The 21,179-nt window shown below is 60.8% G+C and carries 16 protein-coding genes; 11 read left to right on the forward strand and 5 right to left on the reverse strand.

The genetic code is table 11. The features are described 5' to 3' along the window. The first annotated feature begins 44 nt into the window (after nucleotides 1-44). From ACR0DB_RS18250 to ACR0DB_RS18260, 3 genes are all read left to right on the forward strand, one after another. A complete protein-coding gene (locus tag ACR0DB_RS18250; RefSeq protein ID WP_480552413.1) occupies nucleotides 45-1,400 on the forward strand; it encodes a formimidoylglutamate deiminase in 1,356 nt (451 codons plus the stop codon). Nucleotides 1,401-1,424: 24 nt separating this feature from the next. Then, a complete protein-coding gene (locus ACR0DB_RS18255; protein WP_480552414.1) occupies nucleotides 1,425-2,129 on the forward strand; it encodes a GntR family transcriptional regulator in 705 nt (234 codons plus the stop codon). Between the two features lie 80 nt (nucleotides 2,130-2,209). Then, nucleotides 2,210-3,721, forward strand: a complete 1,512-nt coding sequence (locus tag ACR0DB_RS18260; protein WP_480552415.1) for a malonate--CoA ligase — start codon at nucleotides 2,210-2,212, stop codon at nucleotides 3,719-3,721. Here ACR0DB_RS18260 and ACR0DB_RS18265 read toward each other — a convergent pair. The 3 genes from ACR0DB_RS18265 to ACR0DB_RS18275 all read right to left on the reverse strand — a co-directional run bounded on the left by ACR0DB_RS18265 (nucleotide 3,714) and on the right by ACR0DB_RS18275 (nucleotide 7,380). Further along, nucleotides 3,714-4,439, reverse strand: coding sequence for a metallophosphoesterase family protein (locus ACR0DB_RS18265; protein ID WP_480552416.1), 726 nt, complete (start codon nucleotides 4,437-4,439; stop codon nucleotides 3,714-3,716). The two genes, ACR0DB_RS18260 and ACR0DB_RS18265, sit on opposite strands and share 8 nt — an antisense overlap. 118 nt (nucleotides 4,440-4,557) lie before the next feature. Next, nucleotides 4,558-6,153 (reverse strand): phosphoglycerate dehydrogenase, encoded by a 1,596-nt coding sequence (gene serA, locus ACR0DB_RS18270; RefSeq protein WP_170774951.1) that lies wholly within the window; start codon nucleotides 6,151-6,153, stop codon nucleotides 4,558-4,560. Between the two features lie 72 nt (nucleotides 6,154-6,225). Continuing rightward, entirely contained in the window at nucleotides 6,226-7,380 is a 1,155-nt protein-coding gene (locus tag ACR0DB_RS18275) for a phosphoserine transaminase (RefSeq protein WP_480552417.1), read from the reverse strand. A gap of 285 nt (nucleotides 7,381-7,665) precedes the next feature. Between ACR0DB_RS18275 and ACR0DB_RS18280 the strand changes: the two genes are divergently transcribed. The 8 genes from ACR0DB_RS18280 (at nucleotide 7,666) to ACR0DB_RS18315 (ending at nucleotide 19,324) form a co-directional block, all read left to right on the forward strand. After that, entirely contained in the window at nucleotides 7,666-8,250 is a 585-nt protein-coding gene (locus ACR0DB_RS18280) for an ANTAR domain-containing response regulator (protein ID WP_480552418.1), read from the forward strand. Then, the gene (locus ACR0DB_RS18285) at nucleotides 8,247-9,419 is read left to right on the forward strand and encodes an ABC transporter substrate-binding protein (protein ID WP_480552419.1); all 1,173 of its coding nucleotides are present in this window, start codon (nucleotides 8,247-8,249) and stop codon (nucleotides 9,417-9,419) included. The genes ACR0DB_RS18280 and ACR0DB_RS18285 overlap by 4 nt, the downstream gene beginning before the upstream one ends. Nucleotides 9,420-9,690: 271 nt before the next feature. Continuing rightward, complete coding sequence (locus ACR0DB_RS18290; protein ID WP_480552420.1) at nucleotides 9,691-11,058, forward strand: CmpA/NrtA family ABC transporter substrate-binding protein; 1,368 nt, start codon at nucleotides 9,691-9,693, stop codon at nucleotides 11,056-11,058. A gap of 100 nt (nucleotides 11,059-11,158) precedes the next feature. Next, complete coding sequence (locus tag ACR0DB_RS18295) at nucleotides 11,159-12,244, forward strand: ABC transporter permease (protein WP_170791348.1); 1,086 nt, start codon at nucleotides 11,159-11,161, stop codon at nucleotides 12,242-12,244. Between the two features lie 5 nt (nucleotides 12,245-12,249). After that, entirely contained in the window at nucleotides 12,250-13,935 is a 1,686-nt protein-coding gene (locus tag ACR0DB_RS18300; RefSeq protein WP_480552421.1) for an ABC transporter ATP-binding protein, read from the forward strand. A 6-nt stretch (nucleotides 13,936-13,941) separates the two neighbouring features. After that, nucleotides 13,942-16,374, forward strand: a complete 2,433-nt coding sequence (gene nirB / locus ACR0DB_RS18305; RefSeq protein WP_480552422.1) for a nitrite reductase large subunit NirB — start codon at nucleotides 13,942-13,944, stop codon at nucleotides 16,372-16,374. After that, nucleotides 16,371-16,703 (forward strand): nitrite reductase small subunit NirD, encoded by a 333-nt coding sequence (gene nirD, locus ACR0DB_RS18310; RefSeq protein ID WP_170355473.1) that lies wholly within the window; start codon nucleotides 16,371-16,373, stop codon nucleotides 16,701-16,703. The genes nirB and nirD overlap by 4 nt, the downstream gene beginning before the upstream one ends. Further along, on the forward strand, nucleotides 16,700-19,324 hold the full coding sequence (locus tag ACR0DB_RS18315; protein WP_480552423.1) for a molybdopterin-dependent oxidoreductase: 2,625 nt from the start codon (nucleotides 16,700-16,702) through the stop codon (nucleotides 19,322-19,324). The genes nirD and ACR0DB_RS18315 overlap by 4 nt, the downstream gene beginning before the upstream one ends. Before the next feature lie 2 nt (nucleotides 19,325-19,326). Here the strand turns inward: ACR0DB_RS18315 and ACR0DB_RS18320 are convergent, their stop codons facing one another. Then, a complete protein-coding gene (locus ACR0DB_RS18320) occupies nucleotides 19,327-20,418 on the reverse strand; it encodes a Gfo/Idh/MocA family protein (protein ID WP_480552424.1) in 1,092 nt (363 codons plus the stop codon). 12 nt (nucleotides 20,419-20,430) lie between these two features. Next, nucleotides 20,431-21,141, reverse strand: a complete 711-nt coding sequence (locus ACR0DB_RS18325) for a GntR family transcriptional regulator (protein ID WP_480552425.1) — start codon at nucleotides 21,139-21,141, stop codon at nucleotides 20,431-20,433. Nucleotides 21,142-21,179: the final 38 nt, after the last annotated feature.

The raw sequence follows: 21,179 nt of genomic DNA on the forward strand, positions 1-21,179 counted from the left end.
AGTATACGTATAAAATATTAAAGTCTACACAAAATGGAATCCCAATGACTGTGCACGCCAAAACCGCCCTGATCGGCTCTGACTGGGTCTCGGACCTTAGGGTCGAGGTGAAAGAAGGCCGGATCAGTCGGATCGAAACCGGCGCGCGGCCTCAGCCGCAGGACGATCAGGTGGACGTTCTGATGCCCGCTTTGGCCAACTTGCACAGCCACAGCTTTCAACGGGCCATGGCCGGAATGACCGAAACCCGCGCCGACGGGCGGGAAAGCTTCTGGACATGGCGCAACCTGATGTACCGCTTTCTGGATCGGTTGACGCCCGACCAGATCGAAGCCATCGCAGCTTTGGTTTTCATGGAGATGCAAGAGGCAGGCTATGCCTCGGTCGGTGAATTTCACTATGTCCATCACCAACCCGGCGGGCAGCCCTACGAGACCCGCTCGGAACTGAACCAACGTATATTTGCCGCTGCGCAACAGACCGGCATAGGCCTGACTCATCTGCCGGTGCTTTACACCTATGGCGGCGTTCAGCAAGAGCCGCTGGCGGGCGGGCAGTTGCGGTTCGGTCATAGCGTGGACGCCTATCTGAGTCTGGTCGAAGATTGCCGTAGAGGGGCCCCGCATCCCGACAGCCTTGTGGGCATTGCGCCCCATTCCCTGCGTGCAACTTCTCCTTCGGACTTGCAGACCCTGTTGCAAGCGGCACCGCAGGGCCCGGTACATATCCACATCGCCGAACAAACGCAGGAGGTGCGAGATGTGCAGACCGCATTGGGCGCGACGCCCGTGTCGTGGCTTTTGGACAATGCCGATGTGAATGACCGCTGGTGCCTGATCCATGCGACTCATATGACCGACGCGGAAACGCAGGCCATGGCGCGCTCGGGCGCTGTTGCCGGGCTCTGCCCGATCACCGAGGCCAATCTGGGTGATGGGATCTTCAACGGCGCGGTTTATATGCTGGCGGGCGGATGGTTTGGGGTCGGGTCGGATTCGAATGTCCGGATTTCCCTGTCCGAGGAATTGCGGATGCTGGAATATTCCCAACGTCTTCGCGACCGGGAACGCACGGTTCTGGTCAAACAGGCAGGATCGGTGGGCCACGCACTTTATACCGGCGCAGCTGAAGGCGGCGCGCAGGCCCTATCGCGGGATGCAGGGCAGATTGCGGTGGGCAAGCTGGCTGATATGGTCGCCATCGACCGCACCCACCCGACCCTTTGCGCATTGACCGACGATCAGTTGTTGGACGGGTTGTGCTTTGCCGCCCATGACGGGGTCGTGACCGATCTGTGGTCTGCCGGGCGGCATATGGTGCGGCAAGGCCGCCACGTGAACCGCGACCAGATCATTTCTGCCTACAGGGTAGGAATTGCCGATCTTTTGTCCGCGGTCTAGAACGCATCCGAAAGCCGAGGGTACATGCCGCAATCAACCGAGACCACCAGCTACAAAGACATCAAGAAAACTGTTTTGGCGCGCATCCGCTCGGGCGAATGGCAGCCCGACTCGTTGTTGCCCAACGAACAGGATTTGGCAGCTGAATTCTCCTGTACCCGCACAACCGTCAACCGCGCCTTGCGGGAACTGGCGGATGAAGGCTATCTGGAACGCCGCCGCAAGGCTGGCACCCGTGTGCTCAGCGCGCCTCAGCGGCAGGCCCGGTTCAGCATACCAATGGTCCGGGACGAGGTCGAAGCGACCGGTGGCACCTATCGCTATGCACTGGTCTCAGCCGAGACGGCTGTCGCCCCGGATTGGCTGACAGCGCGTCTTGTTTTGCGGCCCAGTCAAAGCACCGTGCATGTGCGGTGCATGCATTTTTCGGGCAATACCCCGTTTCAATACGAAGACCGCTGGATCGTAGTAGACAGCGTGCCGCAAGTGGCGCAGGCGGATTTTTCGGCAATCGGCCCAAATGAGTGGCTGATCCAGACTGTACCCTTCACCAATGTGGAACTCAGCTTTCTGGCCAGCCGGGCTGACGCGACCGTCGCCCGTTTTCTGGACCTGCCTGAAGGTGAGCCGGTGTTTACTGGTGAACGCATCACATGGTTGGAGGGGCAACCCGTCACCTACGCCAAAATGTATTTCGGCGCCGGATACCGGATGACCACCCAGTTCTGAACGCGTCAAATTGGGCTTTACCACTGTGCCAATCCACGCCAGATTCGCAGGCAACAGTTCCATTGGAAAAGGCAGACAGAATGGCAAACCCGCTATACGACCGCTTGTTTGGCATTCACGCAGGTAAGGACACGCCGTTTCTGCATCTTCCGGATGGCAAAGTCATAACACACGCCGCGTTTCTGGACATGGCAGCGCGGCTGGCCAACACGCTGAACGGCTATGGATTGGAACCGGGCGACCGGGTTGCCGTTCAGATCGAAAAATCGCCCGAGGCCTTGGCACTCTATGCCGCCTGCGCGCAGGCCGGGTTGGTCTTTTTGCCCCTGAACACCGCCTACACCGTCAACGAGCTAACCTATTTCATCGAAAACAGCGGCGCATCGCTGGTTGTGTGCGACGACGCGAACCAAAGCGCCCTGACACCGCTGGCCAAGATGCACGAAGCTCGGCTCGAGACGCTGAACGCCGATGGCTCGGGCAGTTTGATGCGGCGTGCCTTGGGGATGTTGCCCGCGTTCGAGCCCGCGCGCCGGACCGAGGACGATCTGGCCGCCTTCCTATATACCTCCGGCACCACCGGGCGGTCCAAAGGCGCGATGCTGTCTCAAGCCAACCTACTATCGAATGCGGAAACATTGGTGCAGGAGTGGCGGTTCACAGCCGATGACGTGCTGCTGCATGCCTTGCCCATTTTCCATACACATGGGCTGTTTGTGGCGACGAATGTGGTGCTGGCCTCGGGCGGGTCGATGATCTTTCTGCCGAAGTTCGATCTGGATGACATGCTGCGCCTGATGCCACAAGCGACCTCAATGATGGGGGTGCCGACTTTCTACACCCGCCTGTTGGGGGATGATCGGTTCACCGGTGATCTGGCTCAGCATATGCGACTGTTCATCTCGGGCTCGGCCCCCTTGCTGGCGGAAACCCATGAGCGGTTCGAAACACGCACCGGCCACCGCGTCCTTGAACGATACGGCATGACCGAGACCAACATGAACACCTCAAACCCCTATGACGGCGAGCGCCGCGCGGGCACGGTTGGCTTCCCCCTGCCCGACGTCGAATTGAAAGTGACCGACCCCGACAGCGGCGAGACCCTGCCGCAGGGCGAGATCGGCATGATCGAAGTCCGCGGCCCGAACGTCTTCCAAGGCTATTGGCAAATGCCCGAGAAAACCGCCGCCGAGCTGCGCGAGGATGGGTTTTTCATCACCGGCGATCTGGGTCGAGTGGACGCCGATGGCTATGTCCATATCGTCGGACGCGGAAAGGATCTGATCATCTCGGGCGGGTTCAACATCTATCCCAAGGAACTTGAGACGCTGCTGGACGACCAGCCCGGCGTGTTGGAAAGCGCGGTGATCGGCGTACCGCATCCGGATTTCGGCGAAACCCCCGTGGGCCTGCTGGTGGCGGAACCCGGCGCGACCCCTGATCTGGACGCGATCATGGCCCGTGCGCAGGCCGAACTGGCGCGTTTCAAACATCCCCGCAAACTGATCGTTCTGGACGAGCTGCCGCGTAACACGATGGGCAAGGTTCAGAAAAACGCCCTGCGCGCGCGTTTCGCCGAGCTGTTTACCTAAGCGGCACGCGTCCCGTCGGGGTCAAAAGCCAGCACTTACGCCCCTCAAACACCGCCGTGGCCAATGGACGGCCATAGCCTGCGCCTGCATCCAGATTGACACGGTTGCCGCAATGCTCGGCCTGATCGACGGGTGTATGGCCATGGACAATCAGCCACGGATGCGGCGCGGCTTCGATCAGAAACTCGTTGCGAATCCAGATCAGGTCATTCTCGGATTGCTGCTCCAGCGGAAGGCCCGGTCGGATACCCGCGTGAACGAACAGCATTTCGCCCTCTTGGTGATAGTTCGGCAGAGCATTGAGGAAATCCAGATGCTGCGGTGGAACAGCCTCGACCGCGCGTTGATGAACATAGATGATACGGTCATTGTCGGTGACATCCACACCGTAAGAGGCCAACGTCTCGCGCCCGCCCAAACGCGGATGCAACCAGCTGAGCGCAACGGGCAGATGGCTGTCGGCGACCTCGCAATCCTGCACGAACCGCGCCATCATCCGGTCGTGATTACCCCGCACCATGACCCAGTTGCGTCCTGCACGCTGACCTTCGATCAACAGGTCAAGCACCCCGCGACTGTTCGGCCCACGATCCACGTAATCCCCCAGAAACACGACTCGCGCATCTGGGCCTCCATCCGCCTCAATCCGGAGCAGGGCGGTTTGCAACATCTCAAGCTGGCCGTGAATATCGCCAATGGCGTAAATGGCAGACGTCATGAAAAACCTCGGGTCGAAAATCACTTTGCTTGTGACGCGAAAACCGCCCCTGACAAAGAAAATACCCGCGCCTTAGGTGGCGCGGGTTGGGATAGTCTCAGAAATTCAACACTGCCTACTAGGCCACGTCAAATTCCAAAGGTTTGATCTGGGTAAACAGCCCCGTTTCGGCCAACTTTGCGCGGGCCTCGGCCGGGACAGGTTCATCCACATACAGCAGCGCGATCGCTTCGCCGCCCGCTTCGGACCGGCCAAGGGTAAAGTTCGCGATGTTCACGTCGTTCTCGCCCATGGTCTGACCCAGCGTACCGATGATGCCCGGCACGTCTTCGTTGGTGGTATAGAGCATATGCGCCCCGACCTCGGCATCAATATTGATGCCTTTGATCTGAATGAACCGCGGCTTGCCATCGCTGAATACAGTCCCAGCGATCGAACGCTCACGCTTGCTGGTGACAACAGTGACCTTCACATAGCCATCGAAAACGCCGGTCTTGTCCTGATTGGTGGTCGAGATTTTAACTCCGCGCTCTTTCGCGATCACCGGCGCAGACACCATGTTCACATCGGGATTGACCTTTTTCATGATCCCCGCAACGACAGAACAATTCAACGCGGCCAGGTTCATCTCAGCGGCGACACCGTCATAGAGGATGTTGATCGCCTTGATCGGCTCATCCGTCATCTGCCCAATGAAGCTGCCCAGATGCCCGGCCAGCTTAATCCACGGCCCCATGACTTTGGCCTCTTCGGCGGTCACGGACGGCATGTTCAGCGCGTTTTCAACCGCCCCGGTCAGCAGGTAGTTCGAGATTTGCTCGGCCACCTGCAGCGCCACGTTTTCCTGCGCCTCGGTCGTAGCTGCCCCCAGATGCGGTGTGCAGACGACGTTGGGCAAGTTGAACAGAGCGTTTTCCTTGGCCGGTTCCTCGCTGAACACGTCAAAGGCGGCACCGGCCACATGGCCCGATTGCAGCATCTCGGCCAGCGCGTCTTCGTCGACCAAACCGCCGCGGGCACAATTGACGATGCGCACGCCTCTCTTGGTCTTGGCCAGATTCTCACGGCTCAGGATGTTGCGGGTCTGATCGGTCAGCGGAACATGCAGCGTGATGAAATCCGCGCGGGCCAGCAGGTCATCCAACTCGACCTTTTCAACGCCCATCTTGGCGGCTTTCTCTTCGCTGAGATAGGGATCATAGGCGACGACCTTCATCTTCAGGCCCAGCGCGCGTTCGCAGACGATGCCGCCGATGTTGCCTGCGCCAATGACGCCGAGAGTCTTGTTGGTCAGCTCAATCCCCATGAATTTGGACTTTTCCCACTTGCCCGCATGGGTCGAGGTGCTGGCCTCGGGGATTTGCCGCGCCACGGCGAACATCATCGCAATGGCGTGTTCGGCCGTTGTGATCATGTTGCCGAACGGCGTGTTCATCACGATAACACCCTTTTTGCTGGCCGCTTCCTTGTCGACATTGTCGGTGCCAATCCCAGCGCGGCCGATCACTTTCAGATTGTCGGCTTTCTCCAGCAGGGTCGGCGTGACCTTTGTGGCGGAACGGATAGCGAGGCCGTCATACTGACCGATCACCTCGGCCAGTTTATCCTTGTCCTTGCCCAGATCGGGCATGAAATCCACGTCGATGCCGCGATCGCGGAAAATCTGCACGGCGGTTTCGCTGAGCTTGTCAGATACGAGTACTTTGGGGGCCATATTTCTGGTCCTTAAACTTTGGGAAAGTATCCGGGCCACAGACGGGCCCAGATTTTTCGTCGAAAAATCTTGTCAGGCGGCTGCCGATTGCGCAGCGATCTCGGCCTCAAAGGCCCAGGCCAGCCACGGTAGCATGGCCTGAATGTCCGAGGTCTCGACCGTGCCGCCACACCAGATGCGCAGGCCCGCGGGGGCATCGCGATATGCACCGATATCCAGCGCGATATTCTCGACCTCCAGCCGTTTGGCTACGGCCTTGGCGAATGTCGTCCCATCCTGAATGCGCGGATCGGTGAATTTCAGGCAGACTGACGTATTCGATTGCGTCGCCGCATCCTCGGCCAGATTGGCGATCCAGTCGTTTTGATCGCAAAAGGCATGAACCGCTCCAGCATTGGCATCTGCGCGGGCAATCAGGCCCTGCAACCCACCGACCGAGCGCGCCCAGTCCAGCGCAAACAGGTAGTCCTCGACCGCCAGCATCGAAGGCGTGTTGATCGTGGCCCCGGTAAAGATACCGTCGATCAGCTTGCCGTCTTTGGTCAGGCGGAAAATCTTGGGCAGCGGCCATGCGGGGGTGTAGCTTTCCAGCCGCTCAACCGCGCGCGGGCTGAGGATCAGCATCCCGTGCGCTGCTTCACCACCCAGCACTTTTTGCCAGCTGAACGTGGTCACATCCAGCTTGTCCCACGGCAGGTCCATCGCAAATGCAGCCGAAGTCGCATCACAGATCGTCAGACCCTGACGGTCATCCGCGATCCAGTCGCCATTGGGAACCCGCACGCCCGAGGTCGTGCCGTTCCACGTAAACACCACATCATTGGCGAAATCGACCGAGGCCAGATCAACGATCTGCCCATACTCGGCGGTTTTCACCTCGGCGTCGATCTTCAATTGCTTGACCACGTCCGTGACCCAACCGGCACCAAAGCTTTCCCAGGCCAGCATCTCGACCTTGCGTTCGCCCAACAGCGACCACAGCGCCATCTCAACCGCGCCGGTGTCCGAGGCGGGAACGATGCCGATCTTGTAATCCGCCGGAATGCCCAGCACCTCACGCGTGCCTTCGATGGCCGCCTTCAGCTTGTCCTTGCCCACCGCCGCACGGTGCGACCGGCCCAACGCAGCGTCGGCCAGCTTGTTCAGCTCGAATGTGGGGGGTTTGGCGCAGGGGCCAGAGGAAAAACGCGGATTCGCCGGCCGCGTTGCCGGTGTATTTGTGCTCATCTGTATTACCCTTCCAGATACACGCCCCTCGTTGGGGAGGGGTGTCCCGCCGCCACACCTAGAAAGCCTGCCGCGTCGCAGCAAGCGGAAAAGACTCTTCGAAGTCGAAAAACGACATTCAATTTCACCCCATCCGCGGTCATGAGTTTCCGATAGGCGAAAGATTTGCAGTCCGTTAACGCGACTCGGTGAGCAGTTGATTGTTTTTTGGGCAGTCACGCGCGGATCGTGACGGAATAGGCCGGGAACCCTTGTGATCAGACATCGGCGCAGTGAAAAGGTGCCATGCCTGACACCCTGACCATTGTCGTTGTAGAAGAAGACCGCGAGCGCGCGATTGCCATCGTCGATGCGCTCAAGGCGTCTGGGGCTTATGATGTGCATGTGATCGGCAATGTCTCGAGCCTTGCGCGCAAGATCGCCGCGCTGGTGCCCGATGTGGTGCTGATCGACATCGACAACCCGACCCGCGACATGCTTGAGGAACTGACCCTTGCATCCGGGCCACTGGAACGCCCAGTGGCCATGTTCGTCTCGGGCGCGGCAGGCGATTTGGCTTCGACCGCAATCGAGGCCGGACTGTCGGCCTATGTGGTCGATGGGATGCAACCGGACCGGCTGAAGCCCGTGCTGGATGCGGCCATCGCGCGGTTTCAGATCGTGCGCCAAATGCGCCGCGAACTGGCCGAGACCAAACGTGCGTTGGAAGAACGCAAGGTGATCGACCGCGCTAAGGGCCTGCTGATGAAGGCGCGCGGGGTCGAGGAAGAAGAGGCCTATGCCCTGCTGCGCAAAGCCGCGATGGATCAGGGCCGCCGCGTCGCCGATGTGGCCGAGGCGCTGGTCACGGCCTCGGGGTTGTTGTCATGAACGCTGTGACCCTGCCCGTCGCCTACGTTCCGCTGGTGGACGCCGCCCCCTTGATCGTGGCGCATGAAATGGGCTTGGCCCGCGCCGAAGGCGTCGAGCTGGACCTGATCACCGCGCCCTCATGGTCGTCGGTGCGCGATATGTTGGCCTTTGGGCGGGTGGACGCGGCGCAGCTGTTGTCGCCGGTCCCTGTTGCAATGGCTTTGGGGCTGGGTGGGGTGACACAGCCCTTGTCTGCAGTCTCGGTCCTGTCGGTGAATGGCGACGTGATCGGCGTTAGCCGCGCTTTGGAAACCCGCCTACGCGACTCGGGCTATGAGTTCGACTTTCGCGACCCCTTCAAGGCCGCCGCCGCGCTGGCCTCGGTCGCGGATGGGCCATTGGTCTTCGGCGTGCCCTTCCCGTTCTCGCTGCATGTGGAACTGCTGCATTGCTGGCTTGAGGCTACCGAACTGTCCAAAATCGGGGTCGAGGTGCGCACCATCCCGCCACCCCTGATGGCGCAGGCTTTGGCCGACGGCGATGTGGATGCGTTCTGTGTGGGCGAGCCCTGGGGCTCGGTCGCCGTGGAATCGCAGGCGGGGGCGTTACTGCTGCCCGGTCAGGCGATCTGGGCCTTTGCGCCGGAAAAGGTGCTGGCCGTGCGCACCGACTGGGCGGATACCGAGCCGCACCTGCTGGGCAAGCTGATGCGAGCCGTCTGGCGCGCCGGGCGCTGGCTGGGCCAGCCGGGCAGCCACACCGCCGCCGCTGAAATCCTTGCCCGAGACACCTATCTGAACCTGCCTTCGGAACTGATCGACCGGGCGCTTTCGGGGCGCTTTACCATCACAGGCCACGCCGAACAGCGCGAGGTGCCGGGATTTATCGAGTTCCACGACGGGGCCGCAAACTTCCCATGGCGCAGTCAGGCCAAGTGGATCGCCCACCGTCTGGCGCAACGATACGGTCTGGACCCGCATCTGGCGCTGGCCCAAGCGGGCAGCGTGTTTCGCAGCGATATCTACCGCAATCAACTGGCAGGGTTGGGGGCGGATCTGCCCGGAGCCTCGGAAAAACTTGAGGGCGCGATTCGTGAAACCACACCGGTTGCGTCCCATAACGGGCAGCTGTCGCTGAAGCGGGATGCGTTCTTGGATGGGCGCATTTTTGACCCTCAGGATATCTGACGCCCAAGAATTAGGCAGACGCGCGCGTCGCACCGCGCGATTGCAGCATTTAACGCCGCGTCGCAGCAAAATCGCTTGATCGGCAACGGTGCATTTACCACTCTGAACTCATCGGCACGCAAAGGCGTGTGCCGCAAGAATTCCTCCCAAAGTTTGGGAACGACTGAGCAAAGCCGCTCACTCTCTGGCCAATCCTCCCGGTCAGAGCGTGCAGCGGCTTTTTGTTTTTCACCCACCCGGCTGACCGGGACCAAGAAAGGGACAGACCCACATGAAGAAATTGCTTGCAGGCCTTGTCGCCACCACCGCCCTGATCAACCCCGCGCTGGCCGAAACGCTGGAGCTGGAAAAGGACGAGCTGACCTTTGGCTTTATCAAACTGACCGACATGGCCCCGCTGGCTGTGGCCTATGAGAATGGGTACTTCCTGGATGAGGGCCTGTTCGTAACGCTCGAAGCGCAGGCCAACTGGAAAGTGCTGCTGGACGGTGTGATCGACGGACAGCTGGACGGCGCGCACATGCTGGCCGGTCAGCCGCTGGCCGCAACTATCGGGTATGGCACCGAGGCGCATATCATCACCCCCTTCTCGATGGACCTGAACGGCAACGGCATCACCGTGTCGAACGAGGTCTGGGAAGAGATGAAGCCCAACATCCCGAAAATGGATGACGGCCGCCCGCAGCACCCGATTTCGGCCGAGGCGCTGGCCCCGGTGGTCGAGAAATACAAATCCGAAGGCAAGCCCTTTAACATGGGCATGGTTTTCCCGGTTTCGACCCACAATTACGAACTGCGTTACTGGCTGGCGGCGGGTGGTCTGCATCCCGGTTACTACAGCCCCGAGAATGTGACCGGCCAGATCGGCGCGGATGTGTTCCTGTCGGTGACGCCTCCGCCGCAGATGCCGGCCACGTTGGAAGCGGGCACAATTTATGGCTATTGCGTGGGTGAGCCTTGGAACCAGCAGGCCGTGTTCAAAGGCATCGGCGTGCCGGTCATCACCGATTATGAACTGTGGAAGAACAACCCCGAAAAGGTCTTTGGCATCAATGCCGAGTTCGCCGAGCAGTATCCCAACACCACCCGCGCCGTGACCAAAGCCCTGATCCGCGCTGCGATGTGGCTGGATGAAAACGACAACGCCAACCGCCCCGCCGCGGTCGAGATGCTGAGCCAGCCGGAATATGTGGGTGCGGACTACGACGTGATCGCGAACTCGATGACGGGCACGTTCGAATATGAAAAGGGCGACAAACGTGAAGTGCCCGATTTCAACGTCTTCTTCCGCTATAACGCGACCTACCCGTTCTATTCGGACGCCATCTGGTACCTGACCCAGATGCGCCGCTGGGGCCAGATCGCCGAGCCGCAGACCGATGCGTGGTATGACGAGGTCGCCAAGTCGGTCTATCGTCCGGACATCTATCTGGAAGCCGCGAAAATGCTGGTGGATGAGGGTCTGGCGAATGAGGCCGACTTCCCGTGGGAGAGCGACGGCTACAAGGCCCCCACGCCCGCCGAGGATATCATCGACGGCATTCCCTATGACGCCCGCACGCCCAACGCCTATCTGCAAAGCCTGCCGATTGGCCTGAAAGGCGAACAGGTCGTCGTCGGCACCGAAGTTCAGGGTTAACTCCACTGCCTCCCGGCCCTTGGTGGCTGGGGGGCTTCCTTCTCTCTCACAGAATTCCACCCCCGTCCGGCGCTGAACGACCGGGCCAGGAGACCGCAAGATGACAGCCATCGACCACGATACGCTATCCGCTGATGCTGAACGCGAGGCCCGACGCGCCCGCCTGTTCACCCGGATCAACGCCGCCGACAAATGGTTTCAGGTTTTGGGCTTGGCCTGGATCACCCCCATCCTGAAGGCCGGTGCAGGCGACAACCCGCGCGCCCAGATGGGCGAGATTTGGCGCCTGCTGGTCGTACCATTGCTGGCCATCTGTGCCTTTCTGGTTCTCTGGGGCACGTTGGCACCCAAGGTGCAAACCTCGCTGGGCGCAGTGCCTGGTCCGGCGCAGGTCTGGTCCGAAGCCATTAGCCTGCATAAGGACGCACAGGCCAAGGCCGCCAAAAAGGCCAAGTTCGAGGCGATGGTTGAAAAGCGCAACCAGAAGTTCATCGACGCGGGCCAGCCCGAAAAGGTCAAAGAGGTCGCCTATACCGGCGCGCCGAGTTACTACAACCAAATCTGGACCTCGATCAAAACCGTGTTCTTCGGCTTTCTGATCGCAACCATCGTCGCCGTTCCGCTGGGCATCGCTGCAGGCCTGTCGCCAACCGCAAACGCCGCGCTGAACCCGCTTATCCAAATTTTCAAACCGGTCTCGCCGCTGGCCTGGCTGCCGATTGTGACCATGATCGTGTCGGCCGTTTACGTCACCAATGACGGCTGGTTCGCAAAATCCTTCCTGATCTCGGCCATTACCGTGACGCTGTGTTCGTTGTGGCCCACGCTGATCAACACCTCGCTGGGTGTGGCGTCGATCGACAAAGATTTGGTGAACGTCTCCAAGGTTCTGAAAATGAACACCTATACCAAGATCACCAAGCTGGTGCTGCCCTCGGCCCTGCCGCTGATCTTCACCGGCCTGCGTCTGTCGCTTGGCGTTGGCTGGATGGTTCTGATCGCGGCTGAAATGCTGGCGCAGAACCCCGGTCTGGGCAAGTTTGTTTGGGATGAGTTCCAGAACGGCTCGTCCAGCTCACTCGCCAAGATAATGGTTGCCGTCTTTACCATCGGCATCATTGGCTTCCTGCTGGATCGCGTGATGTATGCGCTGCAGTCGCTGTTTACCTTCTCCAACAACCGGTGACCCAAATGGCTGTGATCGACTTCAAGAATGTCAGCAAATCTTTTGGCACCGGCACCGCTGCGACGGATGTGCTGAAAGACATCAACCTCTCGGTTCAGGAAGGTGAATTCGTGGTACTGCTGGGCTTTTCCGGCACCGGCAAAACCACGCTGATCAACCTGATGGCGGGGATCGAATTCCCCTCCAAGGGCAACGTCACCTTTCGCGACAAGGCCATCACCGGCCCCGCGCCGGAGCGGGGGGTGATCTTCCAGAACTACTCGCTGATGCCGTGGCTGACGGTCACGGGCAATGTGCGGCTGGCCGTGGACGCGGTGTTCCCCAAGATGCCCAAGGCCGAGAAAGAGGAAAAGGTAGCCCATTACATTCGCATGGTGGGCCTCAGCCACGCGGCGACCCGTCGCCCCGCCGAGCTGTCGGGTGGGATGCGCCAGCGGGTGAACGTGGCCCGCGCGCTGGCGATGGACCCCGAAGTTCTGCTGCTGGACGAGCCCCTGTCGGCGCTGGATGCGCTGACCCGTGGCAATCTGGCGGAAGAGATCGAAAAGATCTGGGAGGCAGACCGCAAGACCTGTGTCCTGATCACCAATGACGTGGACGAAGCGATCCTGCTGGCCGACCGCATCATCCCGCTGAACCCCGATGGCACGTTGGGGACCGAGTTCAAGGTCTCGATCCCCCGCCCACGCGACCGGTCCGCCATGAACCATGACGAGACGTTCAAGTCTCTGCGTGGCGAGGTCACGAAATACCTGATGGATGTGGGTATCGAGGCCAAGGTCGAAGGCACCAAGACCTTGCCCGACGTGACCCCGATCCACGGTGTCCCCGCAGCGGTGAAAGAAGCGCAGTCGGGTCTGATCGACGAGCGCTATCTGGATTTCAGCCAGTTGCACAAGGTCTACCCCACGCCCAAAGGCCCGCTGACCGTGGTCGAGGATTTCAACCTGAAACTCAACCGAGGCGAATTCATCTCGTTGATCGGTCACTCGGGCTGTGGCAAGTCCACGGTGCTGACCATGGCCGCCGGTCTGAACGAAATCTCCAAGGGTGCGATCAAGCTGGATGGCCGCCACGTCGAAGGCGCTGATCCGGAACGTGCCGTTGTGTTCCAGTCACCCTCGCTGTTTCCGTGGCTGACCGCCAAGGAAAACGTCTCGGTCGGTGTGGACCGCGTGTATCCGCGCGCCAGCCAGGCCGAGCGGCAGGATGTGGTGGAGTATTATCTCGAACGGGTCGGTCTGGCCGACGCGATGAACAAATCCGCCGCTGATATGTCGAACGGGATGCGCCAGCGTGTTGGCATCGCCCGTGCCTTTGCCCTTTCGCCAAAACTGCTGCTGTTGGATGAACCTTTCGGGATGCTCGACAGCCTCACCCGGTGGGAGCTGCAGGAGGTTCTGATGGAGGTCTGGTCGCGCACCAAAGTCACCACCATCTGCGTCACCCATGATGTGGACGAGGCGATCCTGCTAGCTGACCGCGTGGTGATGATGACGAACGGCCCGCAGGCCACGATCGGCAAGATCACCAATGTCGACCTGCCGCGCCCGCGCACCCGCAAGGCGCTGCTGGCCCATCCTGATTACTACGAATACCGGCAAGAGGTGTTGGATTTCCTTGAGGAATACGAGCATGGGGCCAAACCCAAGCCTAAATCCCCTGCCCCCAAAGCCATTGCCGCGGAGTGAACTGATATGAAACAGAAATTGGTTGTCATCGGAGCCGGCATGGCCTCGGGCCGGGTGCTGGAGCACCTGACCGACGCTGCCCCCGATGCGTTCGACATCACCCTGTTCAACGCCGAACCACGCGGGAATTATAACCGCATCATGCTGAGCCCTGTGCTGGCCGGTGATCAGACCTATGAAGAGATCGTCACCCATGACGACACTTGGTACGCGGAGCGCGGCATCGCCTGTCGATTCGGCGAGAAAGTGGTCAAAATTGACCGTGATCCGAAGGTGGTCGAAGGCGAGTACGGCCATGTGCCTTACGACAAGCTGATCTTCGGCACCGGATCGAACCCCTTCATGATCCCGATGCCGGGACATGATCTGGACGGTGTGATCGCCTATCGCGATCTGGAAGACACCGAACAGATGATGGGCATGGGCGCGGGCAACAAGGTCGTCGTGATCGGCGGCGGCTTGCTGGGGCTTGAGGCCGCCGCAGGCATGGCCGCGCGCGGGGCTGACGTGACCGTGGTGCATATCATGGGCCACCTGATGGAACGTCAGCTGGACCCTGCCGCAGGGTATCTGCTGAAGAAATCTCTGGAAGAAAAAGGCATCACCGTTCTGCTGAATGCCAAATCGACCGAGATCGCGGGCAAGGATGGCAAGGCCCGGGCGCTGCTGTTGGAGGACGGCACGGAATTGCCCTGCGACCTGTTGGTGATGGCTGTGGGCATCCGCCCCAACACCGCGCTGGCGCAGGAAACGGGCCTTGCCGTGGGGCGGGGTATTCATGTGGATGACCAGATGATCACCTCGGATGCCGATATCTATGCGGTCGGAGAATGCGTCGAACATCAGGGCGAGATCTTTGGCCTTGTCGCGCCGCTCTACGATCAGGCCAAGGTGCTGGCGCAGACCCTGCTGGGCGAGGACGCAGCGTTCAAACAACGTTCGCTCTCGACCAAGCTGAAGGTCACCGGCTGTGATTTGTTCAGCGCCGGAGATTTTGCCGAGGGCGAGACCCGCGAAGACATCGTGTTCCGCGACCCGGCGCGCGGCGTTTACAAACGGCTGGTGCTGGAAGGTGACAAGCTGGTCGGCGCGGTCATGTATGGCGACACCGGTGACAGCAACTGGTTCTTCGGCCTGATCCGCAATGGCGAGGACGTATCCGAGATGCGTGAGACGCTGATCTTCGGCCCGGCCTATCAGGGGGGCGGCTCTGCGGACCCTCTCTCAGCCGTTGCAGCATTGCCGCCTGAGGCGGAAATCTGTGGCTGCAACGGCGTTTTCAAATCCGACATCACCGCTGCCATTGCAGATGGCGCAACCGATCTGGGCGCGATCCGCGCGACCACCAAGGCCAGCGCCTCTTGCGGGACATGCACAGGGCTGGTCGAGCAACTGCTGCAGGTCACGCTGGGCGATGACTTCCAGATGCCCACGGCGCAACCTGTCTGCGGCTGCTGCGACCTGACCCACGAGGACGTCCGCCGCCTGATCAAATCGCAAGAGTTGAAAAGTCAGGAAGCCGTCTGGCAGGAGCTGGGCTGGAAAACGCGCAACGGCTGTCATGTCTGCCGCCCGGCGATCAACTACTACCTGCTGGCTGACTGGCCGGTGGAGTATCAGGACGACCCGCAAAGCCGCTTCGTCAACGAACGCAAACACGCCAACATCCAGAAAGACGGAACTTTCAGCGTTGTGCCCCGCATGTGGGGCGGCATCACCAACCCGGCGGAACTGCGCGCAATTGCCGACGCGGCCGAGAAATACGATGTGCCCACGGTCAAAGTCACCGGCGGTCAGCGTATCGACCTGCTGGGCGTGAAAGGCGCGGATCTGCCCTATATCTGGTCCGATCTGAACAAGGCCGGGCTGGTCTCAGGCCACGCGTATTCCAAAGGTCTGCGCACGGTGAAAACCTGTGTCGGTACCGATCACTGCCGGTTCGGCACGCAGGACAGCACGGGGCTGGGCGTCAAGCTTGAGAAAATCTTGTGGGGCTCGTGGACGCCGCACAAGCTGAAGCTGGCGGTCTCGGGCTGCCCACGCAACTGCGCCGAGGCGACCTGCAAGGATATCGGTGTGGTCTGCGTGGACTCGGGCTTCCAGATCAGCATCGGCGGCGCGGCTGGCATGGACGTAAAGGAAACCGAACTGCTGGCGCAGGTTCCCACCGAGGACGAGGCGATTGAGGTCGTCATGGCCGTCACTCAGGCCTATCGCGAGGGCGGCAAATATCTGGACCGTCTGTATAAATGGATGGCGAAGGTCGGCCTCGACTGGATCAAGGAAACCGTGGTGGACGATCTCGACAACCGCCGCGCGCTGGTTGAACGGTTTGAACTCAGCCAATCCATCTACCGCAAAGACCCATGGGCCGAGCAGGCCAAAGAGGCCCCGCGTTTTGCGCCACTGGCCGATCTGACATTGGAGGCCGCAGAATGAGCTGGATCGACATCGGACATATCGACGACATCCCCCTGCGCGGAGCGCGCGTGGTGAAAACGCCAGTCGGCTGCATCGCCCTGTTCCGCACTGCCAAGGATGAGGTCTTTGCGGCCTCAGACACTTGCCCCCACAAGGGCGGGCCTTTGTCTGAAGGCATCGTGCATGGCCAATCCGTCACCTGTCCGCTGCATAACTGGGTGTTCGACCTGAATTCCGGGCAGGCACAAGGCGCGGATGAAGGCCAGATCGCTACCTACCCGGTGCAGTTGGACGGCGATCGCATCCTGCTGGACAGCACCTCGCTGGGGCAAAGGAGCGCCGCGTGATAGACCTGAGTGCCTGCACCACACGCTCAACCTGCCCTTATTGTGGGGTGGGCTGCGGTGTTCTGCTGCAACCGGATGGCGCAGGTGGCCTGACCGTCACCGGCGACCCGGATCACCCGGCCAATCAGGGGCGGCTGTGTTCCAAAGGCTCGGCTTTGGCAGAAACAGTGGGTCTATCGCAACGGCTGCTAGCGCCCGTGGTTGCGGGCAGAGAGACTGGCTGGGACGACGCACTGCAACTGGTCGCAGACCGGTTCCGCGAAACGATTGCCGAGCACGGGCCGGATGCGGTGGCCTTTTATGTCTCGGGGCAATTGCTGACCGAGGATTACTATGTCGCCAACAAGCTGATGAAAGGCTTCATCGGCTCGGCCAATATCGACACGAATTCGCGGCTGTGCATGGCCTCGACGGTCGCCGGCCACAAACGCGCCTTTGGCACTGACACCGTGCCCGGCACCTATGAGGATCTGGACGAGGCCGATCTGGTTGTGCTGGTCGGATCCAACCTGGCGTGGTGCCACCCGGTTCTGTATCAACGCCTGATGGCGGCGCGGCAGGCGCGCGGAACCAAGATCATCGTGGTCGACCCGCGCCGCACGGCGTCCTGTGACAGTGCCGATCTGCACCTGCCGCTTGCTGCGGGCAGCGATGTGGCGCTGTTCAATCACCTGCTGACCCAAATCGATGCTGCCGGTTTGGTGGATGCGGGTTTCCTGACCCACACCACCGGTATTCATGAGGCGTTGGACAGTGCGCAAGCCGATGATGTCTCGGTCACGGGGTTGAACCCAGACGATATCGCGCAGTTCTGCCAGATGTGGATGGGCACTGAGAAGGTCGTGACGATCTTCAGTCAGGGCGTGAACCAATCCAGTTCGGGCAGCGACAAGGTCAACGCGATCCTGAACAGCCATCTGGCCACGGGGCGGATCGGCAAGCCCGGCTGCGGGCCTCTGTCGGTCACCGGTCAGCCCAACGCGATGGGTGGGCGCGAGGTCGGCGGTCTGGCCAATATGCTCGCCTGTCATCTGGATATCGAAAACGCCGATCACCGCGCCGCCGTGCGCGATTTCTGGTCGGCCCCGGCCATGCCCGAGGCCCAGGGCCTCAAGGCCGTGGACCTGTTCCGCGCGGTAGGCGACGGGCGGGTCAAGGCGCTGTGGGTGATCCACACGAACCCGGTGGTGTCCATGCCCGAGGCTGACGCGGTGCGCGACGCCATCGCCGCCTGCCCGTTCACTGTGGTCTCGGACATCACTGCCCGCACCGATACGGCGCGGCTGGCCGATGTTCTGTTGCCCGCCGCTGCGTGGGCCGAGAAAGACGGCACAGTCACCAATTCCGACCGCACGATCAGCCGACAACGTTCGGTCCTGCCCGCACCAGGACAAGCGCGCGCCGATTGGGACATTCTGGCCGAGGTCGGACGACGGATGGGATGGGCCTCGGCCTTCGATTATCAAACTCCCGGAGAGATTTTTCGTGAGTATGCAACCTTGTCCGGCATTGCCGCCAAGTTTGGACGCGATTTCGATATCTCGGGCCTCAGCGATCTGGATACAGCGGGTTATGACGCTCTTCAGCCAACGCGCTGGCCTGTCACCGCCACACGGCAGGGCGGGCGGTTCTTTGCGGATGGGCAATTCTATCACCCCGACGGCAAGGCGCGGCTTTTACCAGTTACATGGCGCGCGCCTGCGGCCAAAACAGAACCGCGTTATCCATTCTGGCTGAACACCGGTCGGCTGCGCGATCAGTGGCACACGATGACCCGTACCGGTCTGTCGGCGCGCCTGTCCGCGCATCTGCCCGAGCCGTTTTTGGACATTCACCCCGATGACGCCCGCGACAAGGGCATTAACCCCGCCGATCTGGTGCAGGTCCGCAGCCCGCATGGCGCATCCATCCTGCGGGCGCGGATCACACGCGATGTCACACAAGGACAGGTCTTTGCGCCGATCCACTGGACCGGAGAAACCGCCCTTGCGGCCCGAATCGACGCCGTGGTCGCTGCGGCGACGGACCCGGTTTCGGGACAGCCCGAAAGCAAAGCGTCCGTGGTGAGCGTCACCCGCTTTGACGCCAAATGGTATGGGTTTGTGGTGTCAGATCGCGAAATGCGGCCTTCGTGCGAATATTGGGCGCAGACCCCCACAAAACTCGGCTATCGCGCGGAGTTGGCCGGGATAGATAGAATAGATAACTGGCAAACCGCCGCGCGTGATCTTTTCGGATTGCCCGAGGCGCAGATAACGATCGTCGAAGACCCAGCGCGCGGCATGGCGCGGCTGGCGTTTTACGAAGACGGACGATTGGTCGCTGCCTTGTTCATCTCTCCCGAGCCCGTGGCGGTGATGCGCGACTATCTGGCGACTCTGCCACAGGTGCCCGACCTGCTGTCAGGCTGGGCCCCTGCGGACCGGCCCGATCCCGGCCCTGTTCTGTGTTCCTGTTTCGACGTAGGCGTGAACACCATCCTGACCGCTATTGAGACCAAAGGGCTGATGAGCGTCGAAGCCATTGGTGAGGCGTTGCAGGCCGGAACCAATTGCGGCTCATGCCGCCCGGAACTGGCGAGCCTGTTGGCGTCGACACATCAGAAAGAGGCCGCTCAGTAATTCTAGAGCCAAACCGCCTCTCCGGTCTCCAGCGCCTGTTGCGCAGCCAGACCCATGCGCACAGCCCACATCCCGTCCTGCAGAGTCACCTCGGGGGCGGGTTTATCACCACGCAGGACGGCTAGGAATCCTTGATGCTGATAGAAAGTAGACCCGTTATGGTCACCCGCAGCCAATAACGTTGGATCGACCGGAATATCCTTGGCAACCGGCCCTTTGGGATGGCGCGGGCTGACAATCAGTTGCGGCACCGGTGCATCGCCAAGATGCTCGGGCCAGAAACGGCCCGGTCCGGGCACCAGCGCCTCGATCTTCGCGTCCGGCCCGACGGCCGAGATCTCCTCCTGATACCGCGCGCCTTCGGCGAACATACACAGCTCCAGCATTGCTCGCGCGCCCGAGGCGAAGTCGACCATGACATAGCCATGGTCCAGAATGTCGGGTGTTTCTCCGTTATATGCCTCGTCCAAATGATTGACTGCCTGCCCCCCGCTGGCTGTCACGCGCACAGGGTCTGATTGCAGGATCAGGCGCATGAGGTCGAAGAAATGACAGCATTTCTCGACAAAGGTTCCGCCCGTATTACGGTTGAAGCGATTCCAGTTGCCGACCTTTTCCAGAAAGGGAAAGCGGTGCTCTTTGATGGTCAGCATTTTAACGCCGCCAGTCACCTGCGCCCCTTCAATTAAGGCCGCGATGGGCGGCATATAGCGATACTCCATCGCCACCCAGATCGGATGAGGGTAGTCGCGCTGGATGGCGTCAAGCCGCGCCGCATCTGCAGGGTCGGTGAACAGAGGTTTCTCGACCAGCAAAGGCAAGGGCCGCACCCTCGCGATCTGCTTGATCTGATCCACGTGCAAATGATTAGGGCTGGCAATCACGATGCAGTCCAGATCATCTACGGCCAGCAGATCTTCGACCGAACCCACCATCTGCGCATCCGGTACAATCGTCTGCGCCGCCTTGGCCATCGCGGCGTCGGGCTCAAAGATCGCTGAGACGCGCGTACCTTCCAGCAACGCGATATTTTGCAGGTGTTCCTGCCCCATCATGCCGCAACCGATCAGCCCGTAATGGATGGTCCGGGTCATGCGTTTTTCCTTCTACTTCAGACGTTGGACATAGGTGGCCCGATCCGGGTCGAACCACGTTTTTGAAAACTCGACCGGTTCTGGCCCCTCGGACCAGCTGAACCGCTCAATATAACCGGCCGTTTCGCCAGCGGGTTTGGTGAAGGTCTCAGGCGTCCACTGGGGCAGCGCACGGACCGAAACCCGATCCTCGGCCCGCGTGATCCAGAACCCAAGCTGCTGTTGGTAATAGCGATAAAGCGAATCCGAAAGCAGCGCCTGATCGACCTTTCCGGCGGAATCATCCAGCCAGATTTCCTCGACCGCGATGATTGTGTCATTCAAATAGCGCATCCGGCGCACCCGCGACCCCTTGGGCGATGTACCGAATTCCGGCAGATCGGAGGGCTTTTCCAGATGATCCACCGACAGGATATCCGCGCGCGGCAGGCCCCCGCCCTCGGGTAGTTCCAGCCGGAACATCGCATAAACGCTGTTCTGCGTCCCGGTCTCGCGGATGTAATTGCCCGAGCCTTGGATACGCTCCAACATCCCTTTTTTCTCAAGCTCCGCCAGCGATTTTCGCAGCGTCCCGACCGAGACATTGAGATTCGCAGCCATGTCCCGTTCGGGCGGCAAACGCTCGCCGTCGATCAGCCGACCCGCGGCAATGTCGCGGATAAGAAGCTCGGCGATCTGCACATAGATCGGCAGCGCGTTGGGGTTGCGGCTGTTGGCAGTCATTTTCGGAGTGCTTCACCGAGTCGCAGAAAAAATTGATA

It is taken from the genome of Ruegeria sp. AB6 (genome assembly GCF_056542685.1).

Excerpts from the sequence above, each read along its gene's own strand:
- ACR0DB_RS18250 (WP_480552413.1), top strand. The coding sequence starts at position 45 with ATGACTGTGCACGCCAAAACCGCCCTGATCGGCTCTGACTGGGTCTCG.
- ACR0DB_RS18255 (WP_480552414.1), top strand. The coding sequence starts at position 1,425 with ATGCCGCAATCAACCGAGACCACCAGCTACAAAGACATCAAGAAAACT.
- ACR0DB_RS18260 (WP_480552415.1), top strand. The coding sequence starts at position 2,210 with ATGGCAAACCCGCTATACGACCGCTTGTTTGGCATTCACGCAGGTAAG.
- ACR0DB_RS18265 (WP_480552416.1), bottom strand. The coding sequence starts at position 4,439 with ATGACGTCTGCCATTTACGCCATTGGCGATATTCACGGCCAGCTTGAG.
- serA (WP_170774951.1), bottom strand. The coding sequence starts at position 6,153 with ATGGCCCCCAAAGTACTCGTATCTGACAAGCTCAGCGAAACCGCCGTG.
- ACR0DB_RS18275 (WP_480552417.1), bottom strand. The coding sequence starts at position 7,380 with ATGAGCACAAATACACCGGCAACGCGGCCGGCGAATCCGCGTTTTTCC.
- ACR0DB_RS18280 (WP_480552418.1), top strand. The coding sequence starts at position 7,666 with ATGCCTGACACCCTGACCATTGTCGTTGTAGAAGAAGACCGCGAGCGC.
- ACR0DB_RS18285 (WP_480552419.1), top strand. The coding sequence starts at position 8,247 with ATGAACGCTGTGACCCTGCCCGTCGCCTACGTTCCGCTGGTGGACGCC.
- ACR0DB_RS18290 (WP_480552420.1), top strand. The coding sequence starts at position 9,691 with ATGAAGAAATTGCTTGCAGGCCTTGTCGCCACCACCGCCCTGATCAAC.
- ACR0DB_RS18295 (WP_170791348.1), top strand. The coding sequence starts at position 11,159 with ATGACAGCCATCGACCACGATACGCTATCCGCTGATGCTGAACGCGAG.
- ACR0DB_RS18300 (WP_480552421.1), top strand. The coding sequence starts at position 12,250 with ATGGCTGTGATCGACTTCAAGAATGTCAGCAAATCTTTTGGCACCGGC.
- nirB (WP_480552422.1), top strand. The coding sequence starts at position 13,942 with ATGAAACAGAAATTGGTTGTCATCGGAGCCGGCATGGCCTCGGGCCGG.
- nirD (WP_170355473.1), top strand. The coding sequence starts at position 16,371 with ATGAGCTGGATCGACATCGGACATATCGACGACATCCCCCTGCGCGGA.
- ACR0DB_RS18320 (WP_480552424.1), bottom strand. The coding sequence starts at position 20,418 with ATGACCCGGACCATCCATTACGGGCTGATCGGTTGCGGCATGATGGGG.
- ACR0DB_RS18325 (WP_480552425.1), bottom strand. The coding sequence starts at position 21,141 with ATGACTGCCAACAGCCGCAACCCCAACGCGCTGCCGATCTATGTGCAG.